20 protein-coding genes and 1 riboswitch are annotated in these 16,765 nt (G+C 66.5%); of the genes, 6 read left to right on the forward strand and 14 right to left on the reverse strand.

Annotation, left to right across the window (positions count from 1 at the left end):
- Positions 1-516 (forward strand): O-acetyl-ADP-ribose deacetylase, encoded by a 516-nt coding sequence (locus Q7514_RS25280; protein ID WP_330136009.1) that lies wholly within the window; start codon positions 1-3, stop codon positions 514-516.
- On the opposite strand, the gene Q7514_RS25285 is transcribed toward Q7514_RS25280, so the two are convergent.
- Entirely contained in the window at positions 513-1,925 is a 1,413-nt protein-coding gene (locus Q7514_RS25285; protein ID WP_330136010.1) for a T3SS (YopN, CesT) and YbjN peptide-binding chaperone 1, read from the reverse strand. The two genes, Q7514_RS25280 and Q7514_RS25285, sit on opposite strands and share 4 nt — an antisense overlap.
- 120 nt (positions 1,926-2,045) lie before the next feature.
- Between Q7514_RS25285 and Q7514_RS25290 the strand changes: the two genes are divergently transcribed.
- Positions 2,046-2,612, forward strand: a complete 567-nt coding sequence (locus Q7514_RS25290; RefSeq protein ID WP_330136011.1) for a potassium channel family protein — start codon at positions 2,046-2,048, stop codon at positions 2,610-2,612.
- A 106-nt stretch (positions 2,613-2,718) separates the two neighbouring features.
- On the opposite strand, the gene Q7514_RS25295 is transcribed toward Q7514_RS25290, so the two are convergent.
- The 6 genes from Q7514_RS25295 to Q7514_RS25320 form a co-directional block, all read right to left on the reverse strand.
- The gene (locus Q7514_RS25295; protein ID WP_330136012.1) at positions 2,719-3,288 is read right to left on the reverse strand and encodes a LysM peptidoglycan-binding domain-containing protein; all 570 of its coding nucleotides are present in this window, start codon (positions 3,286-3,288) and stop codon (positions 2,719-2,721) included.
- Positions 3,289-3,412: 124 nt separating this feature from the next.
- Entirely contained in the window at positions 3,413-4,405 is a 993-nt protein-coding gene (locus Q7514_RS25300) for an alpha/beta hydrolase (protein WP_330136013.1), read from the reverse strand.
- 188 nt (positions 4,406-4,593) lie between these two features.
- Complete coding sequence (locus Q7514_RS25305; protein WP_330136014.1) at positions 4,594-5,343, reverse strand: ABC transporter ATP-binding protein; 750 nt, start codon at positions 5,341-5,343, stop codon at positions 4,594-4,596.
- Positions 5,340-6,125, reverse strand: coding sequence for an ABC transporter permease (locus Q7514_RS25310; protein WP_408016181.1), 786 nt, complete (start codon positions 6,123-6,125; stop codon positions 5,340-5,342). Before Q7514_RS25310 ends, Q7514_RS25305 begins: the two co-directional genes overlap by 4 nt.
- 58 nt (positions 6,126-6,183) lie before the next feature.
- The gene (locus tag Q7514_RS25315) at positions 6,184-7,206 is read right to left on the reverse strand and encodes an ABC transporter substrate-binding protein (protein ID WP_408016182.1); all 1,023 of its coding nucleotides are present in this window, start codon (positions 7,204-7,206) and stop codon (positions 6,184-6,186) included.
- Entirely contained in the window at positions 7,191-7,901 is a 711-nt protein-coding gene (locus Q7514_RS25320) for a TenA family protein (RefSeq protein ID WP_330136015.1), read from the reverse strand. Before Q7514_RS25320 ends, Q7514_RS25315 begins: the two co-directional genes overlap by 16 nt.
- A riboswitch (TPP riboswitch) is annotated at positions 7,894-7,990 on the reverse strand. Its footprint overlaps the gene before it by 8 nt.
- Before the next feature lie 86 nt (positions 7,991-8,076).
- On the opposite strand from Q7514_RS25320, the gene Q7514_RS25325 reads away from it, so the two are divergent.
- Genes Q7514_RS25325 through Q7514_RS25340 form a run of 4 tightly spaced genes read left to right on the forward strand, consistent with a single transcriptional unit; the run spans position 8,077 to position 12,910 of the window.
- A complete protein-coding gene (locus Q7514_RS25325; RefSeq protein WP_330136016.1) occupies positions 8,077-9,618 on the forward strand; it encodes a carboxylesterase/lipase family protein in 1,542 nt (513 codons plus the stop codon).
- 54 nt (positions 9,619-9,672) lie between these two features.
- Positions 9,673-10,326, forward strand: coding sequence for a TetR/AcrR family transcriptional regulator (locus Q7514_RS25330; RefSeq protein ID WP_330136017.1), 654 nt, complete (start codon positions 9,673-9,675; stop codon positions 10,324-10,326).
- A 20-nt stretch (positions 10,327-10,346) separates the two neighbouring features.
- Complete coding sequence (locus Q7514_RS25335) at positions 10,347-11,273, forward strand: ABC transporter ATP-binding protein (protein WP_330136018.1); 927 nt, start codon at positions 10,347-10,349, stop codon at positions 11,271-11,273.
- The gene (locus Q7514_RS25340) at positions 11,270-12,910 is read left to right on the forward strand and encodes an ABC transporter permease (protein WP_330136019.1); all 1,641 of its coding nucleotides are present in this window, start codon (positions 11,270-11,272) and stop codon (positions 12,908-12,910) included. The genes Q7514_RS25335 and Q7514_RS25340 overlap by 4 nt, the downstream gene beginning before the upstream one ends.
- 10 nt (positions 12,911-12,920) lie before the next feature.
- On the opposite strand, the gene Q7514_RS25345 is transcribed toward Q7514_RS25340, so the two are convergent.
- From Q7514_RS25345 to Q7514_RS25375, 7 genes are read right to left on the reverse strand one after another with little or no spacing between them, the layout of a single operon-like run.
- The gene (locus Q7514_RS25345) at positions 12,921-13,208 is read right to left on the reverse strand and encodes a GNAT family N-acetyltransferase (RefSeq protein ID WP_330136020.1); all 288 of its coding nucleotides are present in this window, start codon (positions 13,206-13,208) and stop codon (positions 12,921-12,923) included.
- Positions 13,209-13,218: 10 nt separating this feature from the next.
- Positions 13,219-13,857, reverse strand: coding sequence for a Type 1 glutamine amidotransferase-like domain-containing protein (locus Q7514_RS25350; protein ID WP_330136021.1), 639 nt, complete (start codon positions 13,855-13,857; stop codon positions 13,219-13,221).
- A gap of 3 nt (positions 13,858-13,860) precedes the next feature.
- A complete protein-coding gene (locus Q7514_RS25355) occupies positions 13,861-14,664 on the reverse strand; it encodes a maleylpyruvate isomerase family mycothiol-dependent enzyme (protein WP_330136041.1) in 804 nt (267 codons plus the stop codon).
- Between the two features lie 38 nt (positions 14,665-14,702).
- The gene (locus Q7514_RS25360; RefSeq protein WP_330136022.1) at positions 14,703-15,143 is read right to left on the reverse strand and encodes an HIT family protein; all 441 of its coding nucleotides are present in this window, start codon (positions 15,141-15,143) and stop codon (positions 14,703-14,705) included.
- Positions 15,144-15,147: 4 nt separating this feature from the next.
- Positions 15,148-15,891, reverse strand: coding sequence for an SIR2 family NAD-dependent protein deacylase (locus tag Q7514_RS25365; protein ID WP_330136023.1), 744 nt, complete (start codon positions 15,889-15,891; stop codon positions 15,148-15,150).
- Between the two features lie 22 nt (positions 15,892-15,913).
- Positions 15,914-16,048: a hypothetical protein gene (locus Q7514_RS25370; RefSeq protein WP_330136024.1), complete on the reverse strand. Its 135-nt coding sequence runs from the start codon at positions 16,046-16,048 to the stop codon at positions 15,914-15,916.
- A gap of 9 nt (positions 16,049-16,057) precedes the next feature.
- Positions 16,058-16,420, reverse strand: a complete 363-nt coding sequence (locus tag Q7514_RS25375; protein ID WP_330136025.1) for a DUF488 domain-containing protein — start codon at positions 16,418-16,420, stop codon at positions 16,058-16,060.
- Between the last annotated feature and the right edge of the window lie 345 nt (positions 16,421-16,765).

Genomic DNA, 16,765 nt, shown 5'->3' on the forward strand with positions numbered 1-16,765 from the left:
ATGACGGTCATCGACGTCGTCGAGGGAGACATCACCACGATCGCGGTCGACGCGATCGTCAACGCCGCCAACTCGTCGCTGCTCGGTGGAGGCGGAGTCGACGGCGCGATCCACCGCGCGGGCGGGCCGGAGATCCTCGCCGAGTGCCGCGCCCTACGTGCCACGACGCTGCCCGACGGGCTCCCCGCAGGCGAGGCGGTGGCCACCACTGCGGGCCGACTGCCCGCACGGTGGGTGATCCACACCGTCGGTCCTGTGTACGCGGCCGGCAACGACCGGTCGCCGATCCTCCGCTCTGCCTATCGTCGATCGCTGATGGTCGCAGACGAGCTCGGTGCGGCGACCGTCGCGTTTCCGCTCATCTCCGCCGGAATCTACCGATGGCCTGTCGAGGATGCTGCCGCACAGGCAGTCTCGGTGATTCGTGCCACGGCGACGTCGGTTGCGACGGTCACCCTCGTCGGGTACTCCACCGCGACTGCAGACGTGTTGCGGCGTGCCGTGGCGGGACGCTAGTCGCCGAAACCGTCGAAGAGTGTCGGTTCGTCCGGATTGTCGAACAGCGGCGGCTCGTCGGTGTTCGGTTTCGTCGGATTGCGCCTGCGGGTCGGCCTGTCGGCGGGTTGTTCGAGGTAGCTCAGAGCCGCGGCCAGAGACCAGCTCGTCAGTTTCCACTCGAGCGCTTTCGCGTCGGCGGCAGCGACGCCGGCGTCGTCGCCCACGAAAGCCCGGTTGAGGGATTCGCTGGTCCAGCCCACGTGCTGCTCGGTGCTGAGTTCGAGGAACTGCTGCAGGCGCGAGGCCTCCTGGTCTCCGATCGCCGCGACCGTCTCGACCGGGACGTCGGAGCGCCCGTGGATGTGGTGATCACGCAGCTCGAGCAGCGCGGAGGGAAGATCGTCTTCGAGGCGAGGCTCCCACATGTCCTCCTCGAACGGATCATGGTCGTCGGAGGCCTCGAAATCCGGGGACTCGAAATAATCGTCGAGGCCGTGACCGTGCATCGGCAGTCCGCCGACATGCGCGGCGAAGTCGTGGTCGACGCCCTCGAGGAACCCGGACATGCGATCGAGGGCGGACACCAGGTGCTCGGGCACGAACGGCGACGCAGGAAGGTGGTTGACGACGGCGACGCGATCGTCGATGAGCACGAACTTCAACTGCGGCCACTGCCGATTGAGATCGGAGACCACCTCCATCGCGCGGGTGCGACCACTGATCGAATGCACGATCGGGGCGAGCAGGTCCACCGTCGCGGCGCCCGCACCGACTCCGACGAACACGAGGACATCGGCGATGCGCAGCACGAGGTCGCCGTCTTCGTCCCACGTCGGGGTGTCGCCGACGCGATCGCCCACGGTGTCTTCGATGAGCTCTCGCAGGTGTTCCTCACCGAGCGGATGTACAGGCCCGCTCACCGGCATCTTCGGGGCGGCCTCGGCGACCGGTGCCGGTGTTTCGAACTCGTGTGTGCTGGCAGTCCCGAAGGATTCCGCACGGAGGAACAACGGGTGCGGAACCCCCCACACCTCACGTAGAACACGCACCGCGACCTCAGCGAGCCGATCGGCCCACGACGACGGAAGATCCATCCAGAACGCGGGCGAGCCGCCGTCCTCCGGTGCATCGGGATCCCGCGAGGGTGCCTGCCAGCCCAATTGCAGCAGCAATGCCTCGTCCTGCGGCAACAGATGCCGATCCTCGGACAGATGGAGATTCGACGGCACCTCGCAGCGCACCTGCTGATCGCCCCACGCGTAGAACTGCACGCACGGCCCGGCCGGCCCACCGGATTCCTCTGCCAGCGGCTCGAGCACGAGTCCGCCTCCGTCGCGCATGGCGGCGACGTGGTCGGCGAGGTCCCCCCGGAACTCGCGCCAGGCCCGGTCGACGTCGCGGTCGAATCCGCTCTCCGGTTCGCCCATGAACCTGCCCCCTTTCCCTTCCCGACATTGACCCGTGTTTCGTGAACACTAGTCGGACCCACCGACAGGATGCCTGTCGGAGAGCGTGCGGATCGGGCGGGAGAGCGCATACTTGCACCTGTGCCGAACCGCGCGCGGTCATCCGATGCCGACAGGTCAGCGCAGCTGCGCGGACTCACGTGGCGGGCGTTGCTTCGCACCGTGACGACGCTCGTCGTGGTGGGTACCGCCTACTTCACGCTGTCGTTCACCGAACTCGACGACCTCTCCACACTCTTCCTCCTGGTGTGCGGATCGGCGGTGGTGTGCGCTGTCTGCGGCTGGCAGGTGAGGTGGGTCCTGCGGTCTCCGCATCCTGTGGCCCAGGCGATGGAGGGGATCGCTGCGACCGCCACCGTCTACATCTTCGGCTTCGCGTCGCTGTACGCGGTGATCTCGCAGGTCGAACCGCAGGGGTTCACCGAGGTCTTGACCCGGATGGGTGCCCTGTACTTCAGCCTGACGGTATTCGCGACCGTCGGCTTCGGGGACATCGCCGCGGTCACCGATGGGACGAGGGCGGTGGTCTCGGCGCAGATCGTGTGTAATTTGCTCTTCCTCGCCCTGGTCGTGCGGTTGTTCATGCTCACGGCGAAGCATCGCCGGCAGCAGGTGGGGGACGAGCCCATATCCGGCGAGAGTCCTTGAACGGCTGGTGCCCTGAACAGCTGGGCCTTCGAACGACCGGTCCGTGAATGACGACGTCCCCCACCGGGTCCGGTGATGGGACGTCGACACTACGCGCGTGCAGGCATCACGGGATGGTGAGTACCTGGCCGGGCCGGATCAGATCGGGGTCGGGAATTCCGCTCGCGTCGGCGATGCGCCGGTACTGGTTGCCGTCGCCGTAGAAACGCTCGGCGATCGCCCAGAGGGTGTCGCCGGACGCGACGGTGTGGACACGCGGTGCCGGATCAGGATCAGCGGCAGGCGCGGGATCGGCTGTCGGGGCGGGTGCAGCGGGGGCCGGCTTCGAAGAGGTCTCAGCCTTCGGAGCAACACTGTTGCTCGCCCACACGGGCTTCGAACCTGCATACAGCACGACGTTGCGGTCGTCCTGCACCGTCAGCCGCACGCCCGAACTGCCGCTGGTCTCCGACGCCCACACCGGGGAGTTGTCGGCCTTGTACAGGACGAAGTTGCCGTCCTCCTGGACGTTCGCGCGCACGGCGCCGGAGCCGTTGGTGCCCGCAGCCCACACGGCCTTGCCGGCCTCGGACAGGACCAGGTTGCCGTCCTGCTGGAGCGTGAGAGTGTACTTACCGTTGTCGGACTTCAGTTCCTGGCCTACACCGAGGCTCTGGCCGGCATTGAGAGAGCTCACGCTGTCCCTTTCGATCGATACGTTGTGATTCGGGCAACCAGCTCGAACCGGACGCCGTCACGCACAGTACCGTCGTCCCGACGGTTCCCCGTGGAGGTCGATGCGGGTCTCGTTGTTCGCAGGATCACACGGTGTCGAGCGAACGTACGAACCTCCCGATCCGGGCAACTGCACGGCTGCCCTCGGGAACCAGCGACGCGGCTGCCTGGAACACGTGCACCTGCTTCTCCCACACCTGCAGTTCCGTGGGAACACCGGCCGCGGCGAGGCGGTATGCGATGGTCTCGGCGTCGACGAACGTCATTTCCTCGGATCCTGTCTGGATCAGTGCCGGCGGCATGCCGGTGAGGTCGAGATCGACAGGAGAAGACACCGGTTCGTACCGGTCGTCGATCCGCTCGGCACGCTCGATCAGTGTGGACAGCACCGGAACCGCGCGTCGGGGGAACAGCGCACACTTCTGAGCATTCGGGTGTTCGAGCTTGTGGCGGGGGTCGAGATCGGTCAGGGGCGAGATCGCGATGGTGCCCGCCGCTCGACCGACCCCCAGACCCAGTGCTTCGTGAGCCACGGAGAAGCTGAGGAACCCGCCTGCGGAGTCGCCGGCGATGACGGTTCGTTCGATCGGGTAGCCGTGGGCGGCCAACCATCGCAACCCGGACAGGCCGTCGTCGACCGCGCGTCGGATCGGGTGACGCGGGAGCATCCGATAGGCCACCGACAGCACCGGCGCGCCTGCTGCCGCCGAGATGCGCGACACCAACTGACGATGGGTTGTCAGACCGCAGCACAGAAACGCGCCGCCGTGCAGGTAGAGCACCGCGGTGCTGCCGTCGGCGCCGGGCGCGCGCACGAACTCGGCGGGACACGCGTCCAACGCGACGCGGTGATGCTCGGTCCCGGGCACCGGCAGAAGCGGGAACGCGGCCCGGTCGACCAGGCCGGTCGGCCACGGAAGTGTCGGGGTGAGCGCCCAGGCATCGAGGAACGGCCGCACAGTGTGGCGCACGGACGCGCTCAGTGCACGGGACGCGATGCTGACGCCGTCGAACTCCCTGACAAACGGGGTACGCACAGGTGTCGGCCACACGAAGGGGTCGGACAACGCACCGCTCATGTCGTCGCCTCCTCGTGCTCGTCGCCACTGCCGGACAGGTGTTCGAACTACGGATTCCCCAAGGTACGCCCCACGTACGGTGCAGGTGAGCGCTGTGATCCGATAGATACGGGGCGAAATGTCCGATGCAGGTGGGGTGGCGTCCTGTTACCGATTCGATACTCCGGTACGCCGAATCACGTGAGCGCTCAATGTATGTCGGACCGCGCGTGCAGCACCGACACGAGCTCACGTTCCAATGCCACGAACTCCGGATCGGTCAGCGATTCCAACGATCGTGGTCGCGGCAGCGGAACCCGGACTTCGTGCATGATCCTCGCGGGTCGAGGCGAGAGGACGAGGACCCGGTCGGACAGCAGGACGGCCTCGCGTACGTCGTGGGTGATCATCAGGACGGTCCAGCGGTCGCGCTGCCACACGTCCTGCAGCCACAGCTGCATGTCGGTGCGGGTGAGCGAGTCGAGAGCGCCGAACGGCTCGTCGAGCAACAGGATCTCGCGTTGCTGAATCACGGTCCGCGCCAACGCCGCGCGCTGACGCATCCCGCCGGACAGCTGGGACGGGCGAGCATCCTCGAATCCGGTGAGTCCGAACGCGGGGAACAGGGCCTGCGCCCGCTCGCGTGCCTCCCCACGTGGCACACCCTGCACCTCGAGTGCGAGCGCGCAGTTGTCGAGGACGGTGCGCCACGGGAAGAGGAGATCCTTCTGGGGCATCAGTGCGGCGCGCCCCGGTGCCGCGGGTGCTCCCCCGACCACGACCGCGCCCACATCGGGCGTGTCGAGCCCTGCCACCAGCCCGAACAGGGTGGACTTCCCCGACCCGCTGGGGCCGATGACCGAGACGAATTCGCCTGGGGACACGTCGAACCCGATGTCGTCGAGCACGTGGTTGCCGTCGAACGACCGGTGGACGCCCGAGACGGTGACGGCGCTCATGCGCGACTCCCTGTGGGTCGATTCTCGGGGGCTCGATTCTCTGTGGTGAGGGCCCACGGCGCGATCATGCGTTCGGCCACATAGGTGAGCAGGTACAGCACCAGTGACACGATCGCGGTGACGAGGACCGCGGCGAGCACCAGATCGGTGCGGAACGAATTCTTCTGGGTCGCCATATAGATGCCGAGCCCGGACGTGGCGCCGACGTACTCCGCGAACACCGCACCCACCACGGCATACGTGATGCCGATGCGCAGCGACGTGAAGAACCGCGGCAGTGCCGACGGGAGCCGCACGTACCGGAACACCTGCCACCGCGTGGCACCCATGCTGCGAAGAAGCGCGCCCGCCTCCCGGTCTGTCGCTGCGAATCCCTCGATCAATCCGATCGCCATCGGAAAGAACGTGGCCAGCGCGATCACCAGGATCTTCGGTAGCAGACCGAAGCCGAACCAGATGATCATGAGCGGGGCGATCGCGATGATCGGCAACGTCTGCGACGCCACGAACAGCGGCACGAATGCCCGCCGCAGCCACGGCGAGAAATCGACGGCGATCGCCAGCACCCACGCCAATGTCAACGAGACCGCGAATCCGACGATCGTGACCTGCAGTGTCGCGGCGGCGTGCCCGGCGATGTCGGTGCGATGTGCCCACCCCTGCTGCAGTACGCGCGAGGGAGACGGCAATACCTGTGGGCGGATTCCGCTGATCATCACGTAGAACTGCCACACCGCGACGAGCGTGATCGCGACGACGATCGCCGGCAGCGCACGATTCACGCGGCGGCGGACAATGCTGCTCCGGTCTGTCGTGGCCCCGGTGTCGGAGCTTCCGGGGTCAAGGCGCTTGATAGTCATCGGTGAGGTAGGTCGACCAGTCGGGTTCGGCGGACAACGACGCGCCGTCGGGACCGGTGAGCAGTCCCTGCTCGTACAGGAAGCGGGCGTAACCGGCCCATTTCTCCGCGTCGAGTGTGCCGACGCGGCCCTGCTCGTCGCGCATGTAGTCGGCAGCGAGCATCCGCTGGCTCTCGAAGACGAGTTCTTCGTCGGGGAACGCCCCCGGGTTGGCGTCGAGCAGCGCGCGGGCGCCCCGATCGGGTTCGTCGGCGGCGATCTCGTACCCCCGCTGGAGCGCCTGCACGAAAGCGCGGGCTCGATCCGGATTCTCGTCGAGCCAATCCTCGTTGCCGTTCACGACAATGGAATAGGCGTCGGGGAAACCGTATTCGGTGTAGGAGAGATAGTGCATGGGCAGGCCGCGGTGCTCGGCTTCGAGCCCCTCCCATGCGAGGAAAGAGACGGTGAAGTCCGCAGTGTCCGAATACACCGCTTCGTACGCTGACGTTCCGAGCACTACCTCCTCGAATTCCCCGCGACCTCCGTCGTTGCGAATCACCTGTGCGAGGGTCGCCGAGGAGCCGGGATCGCCGAATCCTGCGTAGGTGCGGCCGTCCAGGTCGGCAGGCCGGGCAAGGTCACTACGGTCGGCTTTGACGGCGATGGCGGTGGCCCAGTGCTGCAGCGGTGCAAGCACCGCGACCGTGTGTGCTCCGGCGGCACGGGCAAACGTGGACCCCCCGTGCGAGGAGATGCCGAACTCCGCGTTGCCGGAGTCGACGAGTGTGTCGGGCGATGCATCGTTGTAGGGCAGGATCTCGACGTCGAGCCCGGCGTCGTCGAACAGTCCTTCCTGCAGCGCCACGTACAGACCGGTGTGGTTGGTGTTGGGAGTCCAATCGAGTGCAAACCGGATCGTGTCGTCGGAACCGCCACCGGCGCAAGCGCTGACTGCGCACAGCGTGAAGGTGGCGATGGCGAGCGAGGCGATCCGGTGCCGCAGCGTCACGATGCGGGCCACGGCTGCGTGTTCAGGGCGGTGTCCCAGAACAGCAACTCGTAGCGGGTCGCAAGCGTGAACGCGTCGATCATCGCGTCACGTTCGGGCTCGGTGGCCGTGGCCCCGGCGGCGTCGACGAGGATGCGTGCGGTGGCGACGGAATCCTGGAACCCTTGGTCGTCATAGGTGGCGACCCATCGCGCGTAGGGGTGGGCCGGATCGGCAGCGAGCACAGCAGCTGCGCTGGAGGCCAGGTCGCGGCACACTTCGGCGTAGATCCAGAAGCACGGCAACACCGCGGCGGCACCCACCGGATACGGCTCGGTCGCGACGGTGGCCGTCAGATACGACACGTAGCCGAGGCACGCGGGGGAATGCGCGACGGGATCGTCGTTCGCGGGCAGTACACCCCCGGTGAGGAGTTGCCGATGCAGCGCCGATTCTTCGGTTGCAGCGGTCGCGGAACTCGTGGCCCAGAATGCGCCGGTGACCGGATCCGGCGCCTTGGCGGAGAGCAATGCAAGCGCTTTGGCGTATCCGGCCAGGTAGAGCGCATCCTGCTCGATGTAGAAGCGGAACGACTCGAGCGGCAATGTGCCGTCGCCGAGGCGGCGAAGGAACTCGAGGTCGTCGATGGAATCGCGCAGAACCTTGGTGCGGTCCCACAGGACATCGGTGAAACGGTCGGTCGGTGAATCGTGCGCAGGCACAGTCATCCCGAAACATCCCTTCGTCAGCATTACCTGATCAGGTTCGACGGGTGTGATCTCAGCCCCGCTGTTGCGGAGCACCCCGTGTCGGTCGGAGGCGACGATAGCACCTTCGCCGAGCGGCTGTCGGCTCGGTGTCCGGTGGGTACGTTGGGATGCGAGTAGCTCACCGGGAGGTCACGTGGACGCCGAGACGCTCGTTGTCGGATGTAAGTACGGCGAAGCCCGTGGATACCGCGACGGCGCGGTGTACTCGTGGAAAGGGATTCCGTTTGCCGCCGGGGCGGGTGGCGACATGAGGTTCCGGTCGCCGGAAGTGCCGCAGCCGTGGTCCGGTGTGCTGGACTGTGAGAGATACGGGCCGATCGCTCCACAGAGCCGGAACAGCCCGATCGGGATCTCGTCCGACATGACCATCGGCGAGGATTGCCTCTCGCTCAACATCTGGGCTCCCGAGCCGGACGGACACAAACGCCCGGTGATGGTGTGGATCCACGGCGGCGCTTATGTGATCGGCTATTCGGGTCAGAAGATCTACGACGGACGTGTGCTCAGCGAGACGGGCAACGTCGTGGTGGTCACGCTCAATTACCGTCTCGGGGCGCTGGGGTTCCTGGACCTGTCGTCGTTCTCCACCGCTGTCGATGCCTTCGAGTCGAACCTCGGTCTGCGGGACCAGATTGCGGCGCTCGAATGGGTCCGCGACTGCATTGCGGACTTCGGGGGTGACCCCGGCGAGGTCACCCTGTTCGGCGAATCCTCCGGTGGGGGATCGGTCACGACGCTGATGACCGTGCCGCGGGCCGAGGGGCTCTTCCACCGGGCGATCGCGCAGTCACCGCCGGCGACGTCGGTATACGGCCGTGAGCGGGCCGCGATGGTGGCGGAACGATTCCTCGACATCCTCGACATATCGTCGTCCGGGGTGGGGAAGTTGCGGCAGATGCCCTACGAGCGGCTTGTCGAGGCGGCCGAAACGGTGGTCGGGGAGATCCCCACGAAGGTTCCGGGAACACTGGCGATGACACCGGTGGTCGACCGCGACCTGGTGCCCAAGTATCCGGTCGCGGCGTTCCAGAAGGGTCTGTCGCACCGGGTGCCACTCATCATCGGTTCGAACAAGGACGAGCCGTCGATCTTCCGCTTCATGAAGTCGCCGCTCATGCCCGTCGACGATTCGGCGGTGCGCGCCATGCTGGAAGCGCTCGCGAAGGACCGTCCCGATCTCGAGCCGGAACGGCTCGCCGAGATCGCCGCGGCGTATCCCGACCTGCCGAAGCCGAGTGGTGCGATGGCCTTGTCGCGCGACGCGGGGTTCCGGATGCCGGTGTTGTGGGTCGCGGAAGCGCATGCCGTGCATTCCCCGACGTGGGTATACCGGTTCGACCACGCGACGCCGATGCTCAAGGCGGCGCGGATCGGTGCCGGGCATGCAACCGAATTACCGTATGTGTTCGGAAATTTCGGGACACTCGGTCGTGACCCGAGTTTCTGGCTCGGTGGTCGCAAGGGTGCGATCGAGGTGTCGGGGCGGATCCGGCGTCGATGGCTGGCATTTGCCGAGCACGGGGTGCCCGCGGCGCTCGATGCGTCGAAGCACTGGCCGCAGTACGAGCCCGGCGAGCGGGCGACCCTGCTCATCGATGCGCGCGACACGGTTGTCTCGGATCCGGAAGGGGCGATGCGCGAGGTGTGGGGTGACCAGGTGATGGGATTCTCCTGAACCGGCTCGACAAGCACTGTTGACGTCGTTGAACACGTGTGCAACCCTTGGAACATGCGTTCAGTCGAGGGCATCTCCGACCTCACTACCCGTGCTCGCATCCGCGACGCGGCAATCCGTTGTGTTGCCCGTGACGGGGTGAACGTCTCGCTGCGGACCATCGCCTCGGAGTGCGGAGTGAGCGCCTCGCTCATCGTGCACCACTTCGGTTCTCGCGCCGGGCTGCGTGAGCACTGCGACGCGTACGTTCTCGACAGCATCCGTGAGCTCAAGTCCTCGGTCCTCGAACCGGGCAGTGGTGTCGCGGCGATGCTCGCTCAGATCGAGGACGTCGGGCACTATGCCCCGCTCGTCGGCTACCTGATCCGGAGCCTCCAGGCTCGAGGTCCGGCGTCTCGGGCGTTTCTCGATCACCTGGTGGCCACTACCGCGGGCTACCTCGCGAAAGGGACCGAGTCCGGTGTCGTGAGCCCCAGTCGGGATCCCGAGGCCCGAGCCCGAGCGCTCGTCGAGTTCAGCACCGGCGCGCTGCTACTGCATGTTCCCGGACCGAACGAGCCCCTCGACCTCGACGCATTGCCCACGTGGCTGCGCTCGTACACCGACCGTCTGATGCCCCCAGTGCTCGAGCTCTACACCGAACCGTTGCTCACCGACTCGACCATGCTCGCCGCATATCTGGCCGCCCGCGAGGCGGCTCCCTCGTAACCGACCACGGAGGTTGCACCATGGACACACCCGCCATCGAAACCATCGACCTTGTCAAGACATTCGGCACCACCCGGGCGCTCGACGGGTTCTCGCTCGAAGTCGGAACCGGGACGGTGGCAGGGTTTCTCGGCCCAAACGGCGCCGGAAAGTCCACGGCGATCCGCGTGCTTCTCGGTATGCTCCGTGCCGATTCCGGCTCGGCCCGTGTCCTCGGACTCGATCCGTGGACCGATGCGGTGTCGATCCACCGCCGCATTGCGTACGTCCCGGGCGACACCAACCTGTGGCCTTCCCTCACCGGCGGCGAGATCATCGATCTGCTCACCCGCATCCGTGGCGGCGACAACCCCTCCCGCCGAGCCGAACTCCTCGAACGGTTCGAACTGGACCCCACCAAGAAGGCGCGCACCTACTCCAAAGGTAACCGGCAGAAGGTCGCGCTCGTCGCGGCGCTCGCATCGGACGTCGAACTGTATATGTTCGACGAACCCACGTCCGGACTCGATCCGCTCATGGAGGCTGTGTTCACCGACGAAGTGCGTGCGCTGCGCGATGCCGGGCGTACCGTGCTGCTGTCGAGTCACATCCTCGCGGAAGTCGAAAAACTCTGCGACACAGTCACTATCATCCGTTCCGGGAAGGATGTGGAGACGGGAACACTCGCGCAGCTTCGGCACCTGACACGATCCGCGGTGCGGGCCACCGTGCCCACCCTCCCGAGTGGGTTCGCGTCGATCCCCGGTGTCCACGATCTGACCTACGACGACGGACACCTCGCCTTCGACGTCGACAATGCCTCCGTCACCTCGGTGCTACGAGAGCTCACCGAACTCGACATCGCGAACCTGACGATCACCCCTCCGTCACTCGAAGAACTGTTCCTGCGCCACTACGGAGACACACCCACCGACGTATCCGACAGCGCGGAGGTGCCGTCCCGATGACCACCTCTGTTGCCCCCAGCGCCGATCAAGAGGTCCGAAGTGCACATCGGTTCAATGGAATCGGCGACCTCCTGCGCTTGTATCTCCGGCTCGATCGCGTCCGAATCACAGTGTGGACGCTCGCGCTTGCGCTCACCGTGTACGCGACCGTCGAAAGTCTCATCGCCGCTTATCCGGACGAGGCAGCGAGGCAGGCTCGCGCGGCACTGCTCGAGAACCCCGCCGCGGTACTGATGACCGGTCCGGCATACGGTGCCGACAACTACACTCTCGGCGCGATGACCGCGAACGAACTGAGCCTGACATTGTTCGTCGCCGTCGCGATCATGAACATTCTGCTCGTCGTGCGGCACACGCGCGCCCAGGAGGAGGCCGGCCGACTCGAACTGTTGCGCGCGCTCCCGGTGGGCCCGTTCGCGCCGCCCGCGGCCGCACTGCTGTCCGTCGCCGTGGCCGATCTGATCGTCGGTGGCGGGGTGGTCCTCGCGCTGCTGGCCGGAGGGCTCGACTTCACGGGATCGTTGCTGTTCGGCGTGGCCACCGCCGTCACGGGGCTGCTGTTCGGTGCTGTGGCCGCTGTGACGGCGCAGTTCAGTGAGCATTCACGTGCGGCGTCAGGTTCTGCGCTCGCCATCCTCGCTGTGGCGTTTCTCGTGAGGGGGTTCGGCGACATCATCGACGCCACCGGTTCGTGGGTGTCGTGGCTGTCGCCGATCGCGTGGGCACAACAGACCCGCCTCTATGTCGACGAACGGTGGTGGCCGCTGCTGCTCTCGGTGGTGACGATCGGAGTGCTGCTCGCCGTCGCGGTCGCACTGTCGCGGCGTCGCGACATCGGCGCGGGCCTGCGCGCGCCCACACCGGGGCCGGCGTCGTCCTCTGCGGCGCTGCTCACGCCGCCCGGTCCGGTATGGCGGTTGCTGCGCGGGACCTTCGTCGCCTGGACTGCGGCTCTCGCGATCATCGGACTCGCGATGGGTACGCTCGCGAACTCGATCGAGGACATGGTCGACAGCGTTCCCGACATCGTCGAGTTCCTGGGGGCCGACGCGCAATCGCTCACCGCGTCGTTCGGCGCGACGATGCTGATGTTCCTTGTCGTCGGGATCGCGGCGTTTGCCGTTTCGGCGGTCATGCGTGTCCGTGGGGACGAGGAGGCGGGCCGATTGGGCCTGCTGATCGTCACCGGAACACCGCGCAACCGGTTGTTCCTGTGGGTCATCGCAGTGATCGTGGTGCAGATCGTCGTTGCACTGGTCATCACGGGTGCCGCCACCGGCCTGGGTATGGCCGCCGCGACCGGCGAGGTGGACTGGGTCATCCGGATGTGCGGTGCCGCACTGGCATACGCGCCCGCCGTGTTGTTCGTCTTCGCGGTGGCTCTCACGCTGGTAGGTCTCATCCCGCGTCTCGCCGGTCTTGCGTGGATTGTGGTCGTCTACGCGGTGTTCGTGGCGTGGTTCGGCGAACTACTGAACCTGTCGCAGTGGCTGCGCGATCTCTCGCCGTTCTCGCACATACCGCTGGTCCCCTACGAAAGTGCCAGTGCTGTGCCGATGCTCGTGCTCGGCATTGCTGCTGTGGTCCTGGCCGCGGCGGCGGTCGTGGGCTTCCGCCGCCGCGATGTGATGGTGTGACGGGAGCGCGTCAGTGTCGGTATTCGGGGTGCTCGGAGACGAACTTCTCGACGTACGAGCAGGACGTGCCGATCTTCAGACCCTGCTCGCGGGTCTCGTCGAGCGCGTGCCGCACGACCAGCCCGGCGAGCCCGCGACCACGGAAGTCCGCTTCGGTGACGGTGTGGTCGAAGTCGCGGAGTCCGTCGACTTCGCTGTAGTCGGCATATGCCGCGAGATCGTCGCCGACGAACAGTGCGAACCGCGACTGCTCGGGCAGGTGTTCGATGCGGGTGGCGGTCTCCGTGTTGTTCGACATGCTCACGACTTTACATACGGGCCGGACCCTCGGTTCCGATCACCAGTGCGTCGTCGTCGCTGAGCGCCACGAACGGGATGGACTCGAGGCGAAGATATTCCAGTGTGCGGTCGACTCCGTCGTCACCCAGCGCCGAGGCGCCGGCATGGGGGACGATCGCGAGGTCGACCCAGCCGAGTCCGTCCCATACCACCGGGCCTGCCCCGATCTCGAGGACTTCGGCGGGATCGTCCGAGAACTCGAGTCCCCTCAGGGTCGGTGTCGCGATGCACGCCCCGGCGCTGTATCCCGCGTAGGCGAGGGCACCGGTGCTCACCAGGTCGGTGAGCACCGTGTCGCCGCCGCTACGGGCGAGCTGGGCGCGCAGGACGAAGGTATTGCCCCCGCGTACCCACACCGAAGAGAAGGCGGCCAGCCGTGTCCGGAGGCCACCGGGATCGCCGAGGTGATCGCGGAGATCCACCTCTTCGGGTTCGTATCCGAGACCGCGTAGAGGCCCGAATTCGCTGGTCACGCTGGATTCGCGCGCGCGCGACGGCCACGCGTCGCCGGCATTGGCGATCACGGCGACCCGCCCGGGCCCGCGCGTCACCTCCAGCAGACGCGCGGGATCGGACCCGAAACGGTACGAAGACAGGAACAGGCGCATCGGTCAGATCGTGAACGCGAGATTCTCGACGATACGGCGCCCCACCACGGTGTCCCCGCCGAGAGCGACCTCGCCGAGCTTGTCGACGCCGCTGACCCGGCCACCGGCGAGCCGCACGAACAGCGTCGAGTCCATCGTGATCGTGCTCGTCGCGGGCGCCGACAGCGACGGAACCACACTCGCGCGACCCGCCACCTCGAGATTGATCGTGCGGGCGAGTGGTCCGGTGAGCTCGATCGTGATCCGCGCACCCTCGGGTGCCTTCCCGCGTTTGCCCACGACGAACGGCACCGCACCGAAGATCTCGGCGGATCCGAGTTCCGCACGCGGTCCGCCCTCGCTCCCGGTCGTGCCCAGCGCGTCGTGGATATCCAGTTCGTGGAGCCAGCAGTCGAAGACCCGTATGCGCATGAAACGGCCGTAGGTGGCCGGGCCGACCGGGGTGTCGGCCGGTGCGTCGAAGTCGGCCTGTGTCATCGAGCCCAGACTCTCGCGCCGTTGCGCCACGATGTCGCGGTAGCGCGCCGATACCTCGGGTCCGGGGACGCGGCGAAGATGCTCGACCCAGTGCTCGTTGAATGCGGCGATCTCGTTGCGGACGTGGCCCAGCGTGTGCACGTCGATGTCGACGTGCGGTGTAGCGACACCGGCGAGCAGAGATTCGGTCCCGATCAGGTGCGCGGCGATGTCCTTGACCGTCCACCCGGGAAGGTTTGTGGGGGTGAACCACGCATCTCCCTCGATCCCGGCCAACAGTGCGTCGAGGGTCTCGAATTGTTCGAGGAGCAACGGCCGGATGACGTCGATGGGAAATTCGCTGGTTCCGGCTTTGCCGGACGGGGTTGTCACTGATTCTCCTCTGTTGAGAGACGGTCGAGACCCGCGCGGATGGCCGCCGCGGTGGATTCGGGGGCGCGGTGCTTGCGGCGCAGGACTCCGAGGCCCAGACGGAATCGGTCGCCGTTCCATCGGGGAATGATGTGCAGGTGCGTGTGGAAGACGGTCTGGAATGCGGCACGACCGTCGTTGACCACCAGATTGGCTCCGTCGGTGGCCAGATCGGATCGGGCGAGTGCACGGGTCAAACGCTGGCCGGCCTTGAACATCGATGCCCCGTGGGCAGGATGGAGATCCTCGAGTCGTTCCGAGTGGGTCCGAGGAACCACCAGAAGATGGCCGCGCGCCAGCGGCCGGATGTCGAGGAACGCGACCACGTGGTTGTCCTCGTAGACGAGAGCGGCCGGCGCCGCGCCCCCGGCTATGGCGCAGAACACACAGGAGTCCACCGAATTACTGTAGCGCCGACACCAGCTTCGGCAGCCCGATCGCGGCCGTCGTGCGCCACGCCTCGTCGACCTGATCGGACAGATCCGTGTCCTCGGGATCGATCTCCACCACCGGAACTCCGTGATTCCGTGCAAGTGACGGCAGACCGGCGGCGGGATACACCACGCCCGATGTCCCGACGACGAGCAGTAGATCGGCATTGCGTAGGGACGCCGTCGCCGCGTCCCATGGTTGCTCGGGCAGCATCTCGCCGAACCACACGACGCCGGGGCGAACGACCCCGCTGCAGCTCCGGCACGCGGGCGGATCGAGTCGTTCGACAGGTTCGTCCGGTGGCTCGGGAACGTCTGCAACGTGTCCGCAGTCGGTGCAGCGCGGTTCGAACAGACTGCCGTGCAGGTGGGCGAGCACCGCACTGCCGGCGCGCTCGTGCAGATCGTCGACGTTCTGCGTCGTGATACGGAGATCTGCTCGCCGCCCCCATTCGGACAGCGCGAAATGACCTGCGTTCGGTTTCACTCGCCGTACCAGCCCGACACGCCACTGGTACCAGGCCCACACCAGCGGAGGGTCTTCATTCCATGCTTCCGGAGTTGCGAGAGATGCGGCGTCGAAGTTCTCCCACAATCCGGTCTGTGCGTCGCGGAAAGTAGGTACACCGCTCTCGGCGGACATGCCGGCGCCGGTGAGGACAGCGATGCGCCGCGCGGGGCGCGCGAGGTCGAGGATCGCAGACGGGACGGCCATGGTGTCAGATCAGGGGACCCGATCAGGTTGCGGGGGAGCTGTTCCACTCGTGCCCGCAACGCGGACACGGTGCATCACGGTCGTCGAGGAACAATCCGCATTCCGGACAGACGCGGTCGAGCCAGCACACCGGGTCGCCGCCGAGATCGTCGGTCATCGCTTCGTATTACTCCCCGCGCAGATGCTCGGCAAGCACCTCTGCTCCGCTGTGCTCGACATCGCGGGTCGCGGTGAGAAGGACGAGAGGGCGTCCGTCGGCAAGCGTGTCGAGGCGCTCGATCGCGGCGCGACCGCCGGGGGATGTCAACTCCTCGACGTACCGATCGCGGAATTCGGAGAACAACGCGGTGTCGTGCGAGTACCACTTCCGCAAGTCCGTCGAGGGTGCAAGTTCCTTCGCCCAGTCGTCGTAGTGGAAAGCGTCCTTGCGAAGTCCTCGGGGCCACAACCGGTCCACGAGGACACGCACGGATTGCTCGGCGCCGGGGTGGTCGTAGACCCGCTCGACACTGACTTCACGTCGCGACATATCTACCTCCCGATGTCGTCTTCTCACAGATGCGAAGGTACAACTGTGAAGTGAGGTGCCTCACATTCTTGCATTTTCTTACTGTTCGGACTCGATTCAGACAGACCGGGCCAGTTGCGGCTCGCGAGTGGGCGCGGTAGGTCTGGCAAGGCTTACAACACACGTGTGGGGCCGTCACATGGCCGAAGACACGCACATTCGCCGCCGATCGCGGCGCCGCGCGCGGCAATTTCATTCGACGCAGGAGTTAGAGAATATTGAGTAGCGAAGGATCGAACACGGAGAGCGGGGACCGTCGCCGCCCGGCCGTCGGTGTCGTTCGTGAGACGAACGACGGCGAGCGGC

The organism is Rhodococcus artemisiae, from assembly GCF_036327795.1.
GTDB lineage: Bacteria > Actinomycetota > Actinomycetes > Mycobacteriales > Mycobacteriaceae > Rhodococcus > Rhodococcus artemisiae.

Bases quoted from the DNA above. Each gene is read 5' to 3' on its own strand.
- Q7514_RS25280 (WP_330136009.1), top strand. From the start codon at position 1: ATGACGGTCATCGACGTCGTCGAGGGAGACATCACCACGATCGCGGTC.
- Q7514_RS25285 (WP_330136010.1), bottom strand. From the start codon at position 1,925: ATGGGCGAACCGGAGAGCGGATTCGACCGCGACGTCGACCGGGCCTGG.
- Q7514_RS25300 (WP_330136013.1), bottom strand. From the start codon at position 4,405: ATGAGCGGTGCGTTGTCCGACCCCTTCGTGTGGCCGACACCTGTGCGT.
- Q7514_RS25305 (WP_330136014.1), bottom strand. From the start codon at position 5,343: ATGAGCGCCGTCACCGTCTCGGGCGTCCACCGGTCGTTCGACGGCAAC.
- Q7514_RS25320 (WP_330136015.1), bottom strand. From the start codon at position 7,901: ATGACTGTGCCTGCGCACGATTCACCGACCGACCGTTTCACCGATGTC.
- Q7514_RS25330 (WP_330136017.1), top strand. From the start codon at position 9,673: ATGCGTTCAGTCGAGGGCATCTCCGACCTCACTACCCGTGCTCGCATC.
- Q7514_RS25335 (WP_330136018.1), top strand. From the start codon at position 10,347: ATGGACACACCCGCCATCGAAACCATCGACCTTGTCAAGACATTCGGC.
- Q7514_RS25340 (WP_330136019.1), top strand. From the start codon at position 11,270: ATGACCACCTCTGTTGCCCCCAGCGCCGATCAAGAGGTCCGAAGTGCA.
- Q7514_RS25345 (WP_330136020.1), bottom strand. From the start codon at position 13,208: ATGTCGAACAACACGGAGACCGCCACCCGCATCGAACACCTGCCCGAG.
- Q7514_RS25350 (WP_330136021.1), bottom strand. From the start codon at position 13,857: ATGCGCCTGTTCCTGTCTTCGTACCGTTTCGGGTCCGATCCCGCGCGT.
- Q7514_RS25365 (WP_330136023.1), bottom strand. From the start codon at position 15,891: ATGGCCGTCCCGTCTGCGATCCTCGACCTCGCGCGCCCCGCGCGGCGC.
- Q7514_RS25370 (WP_330136024.1), bottom strand. From the start codon at position 16,048: ATGACCGACGATCTCGGCGGCGACCCGGTGTGCTGGCTCGACCGCGTC.
- Q7514_RS25375 (WP_330136025.1), bottom strand. From the start codon at position 16,420: ATGTCGCGACGTGAAGTCAGTGTCGAGCGGGTCTACGACCACCCCGGC.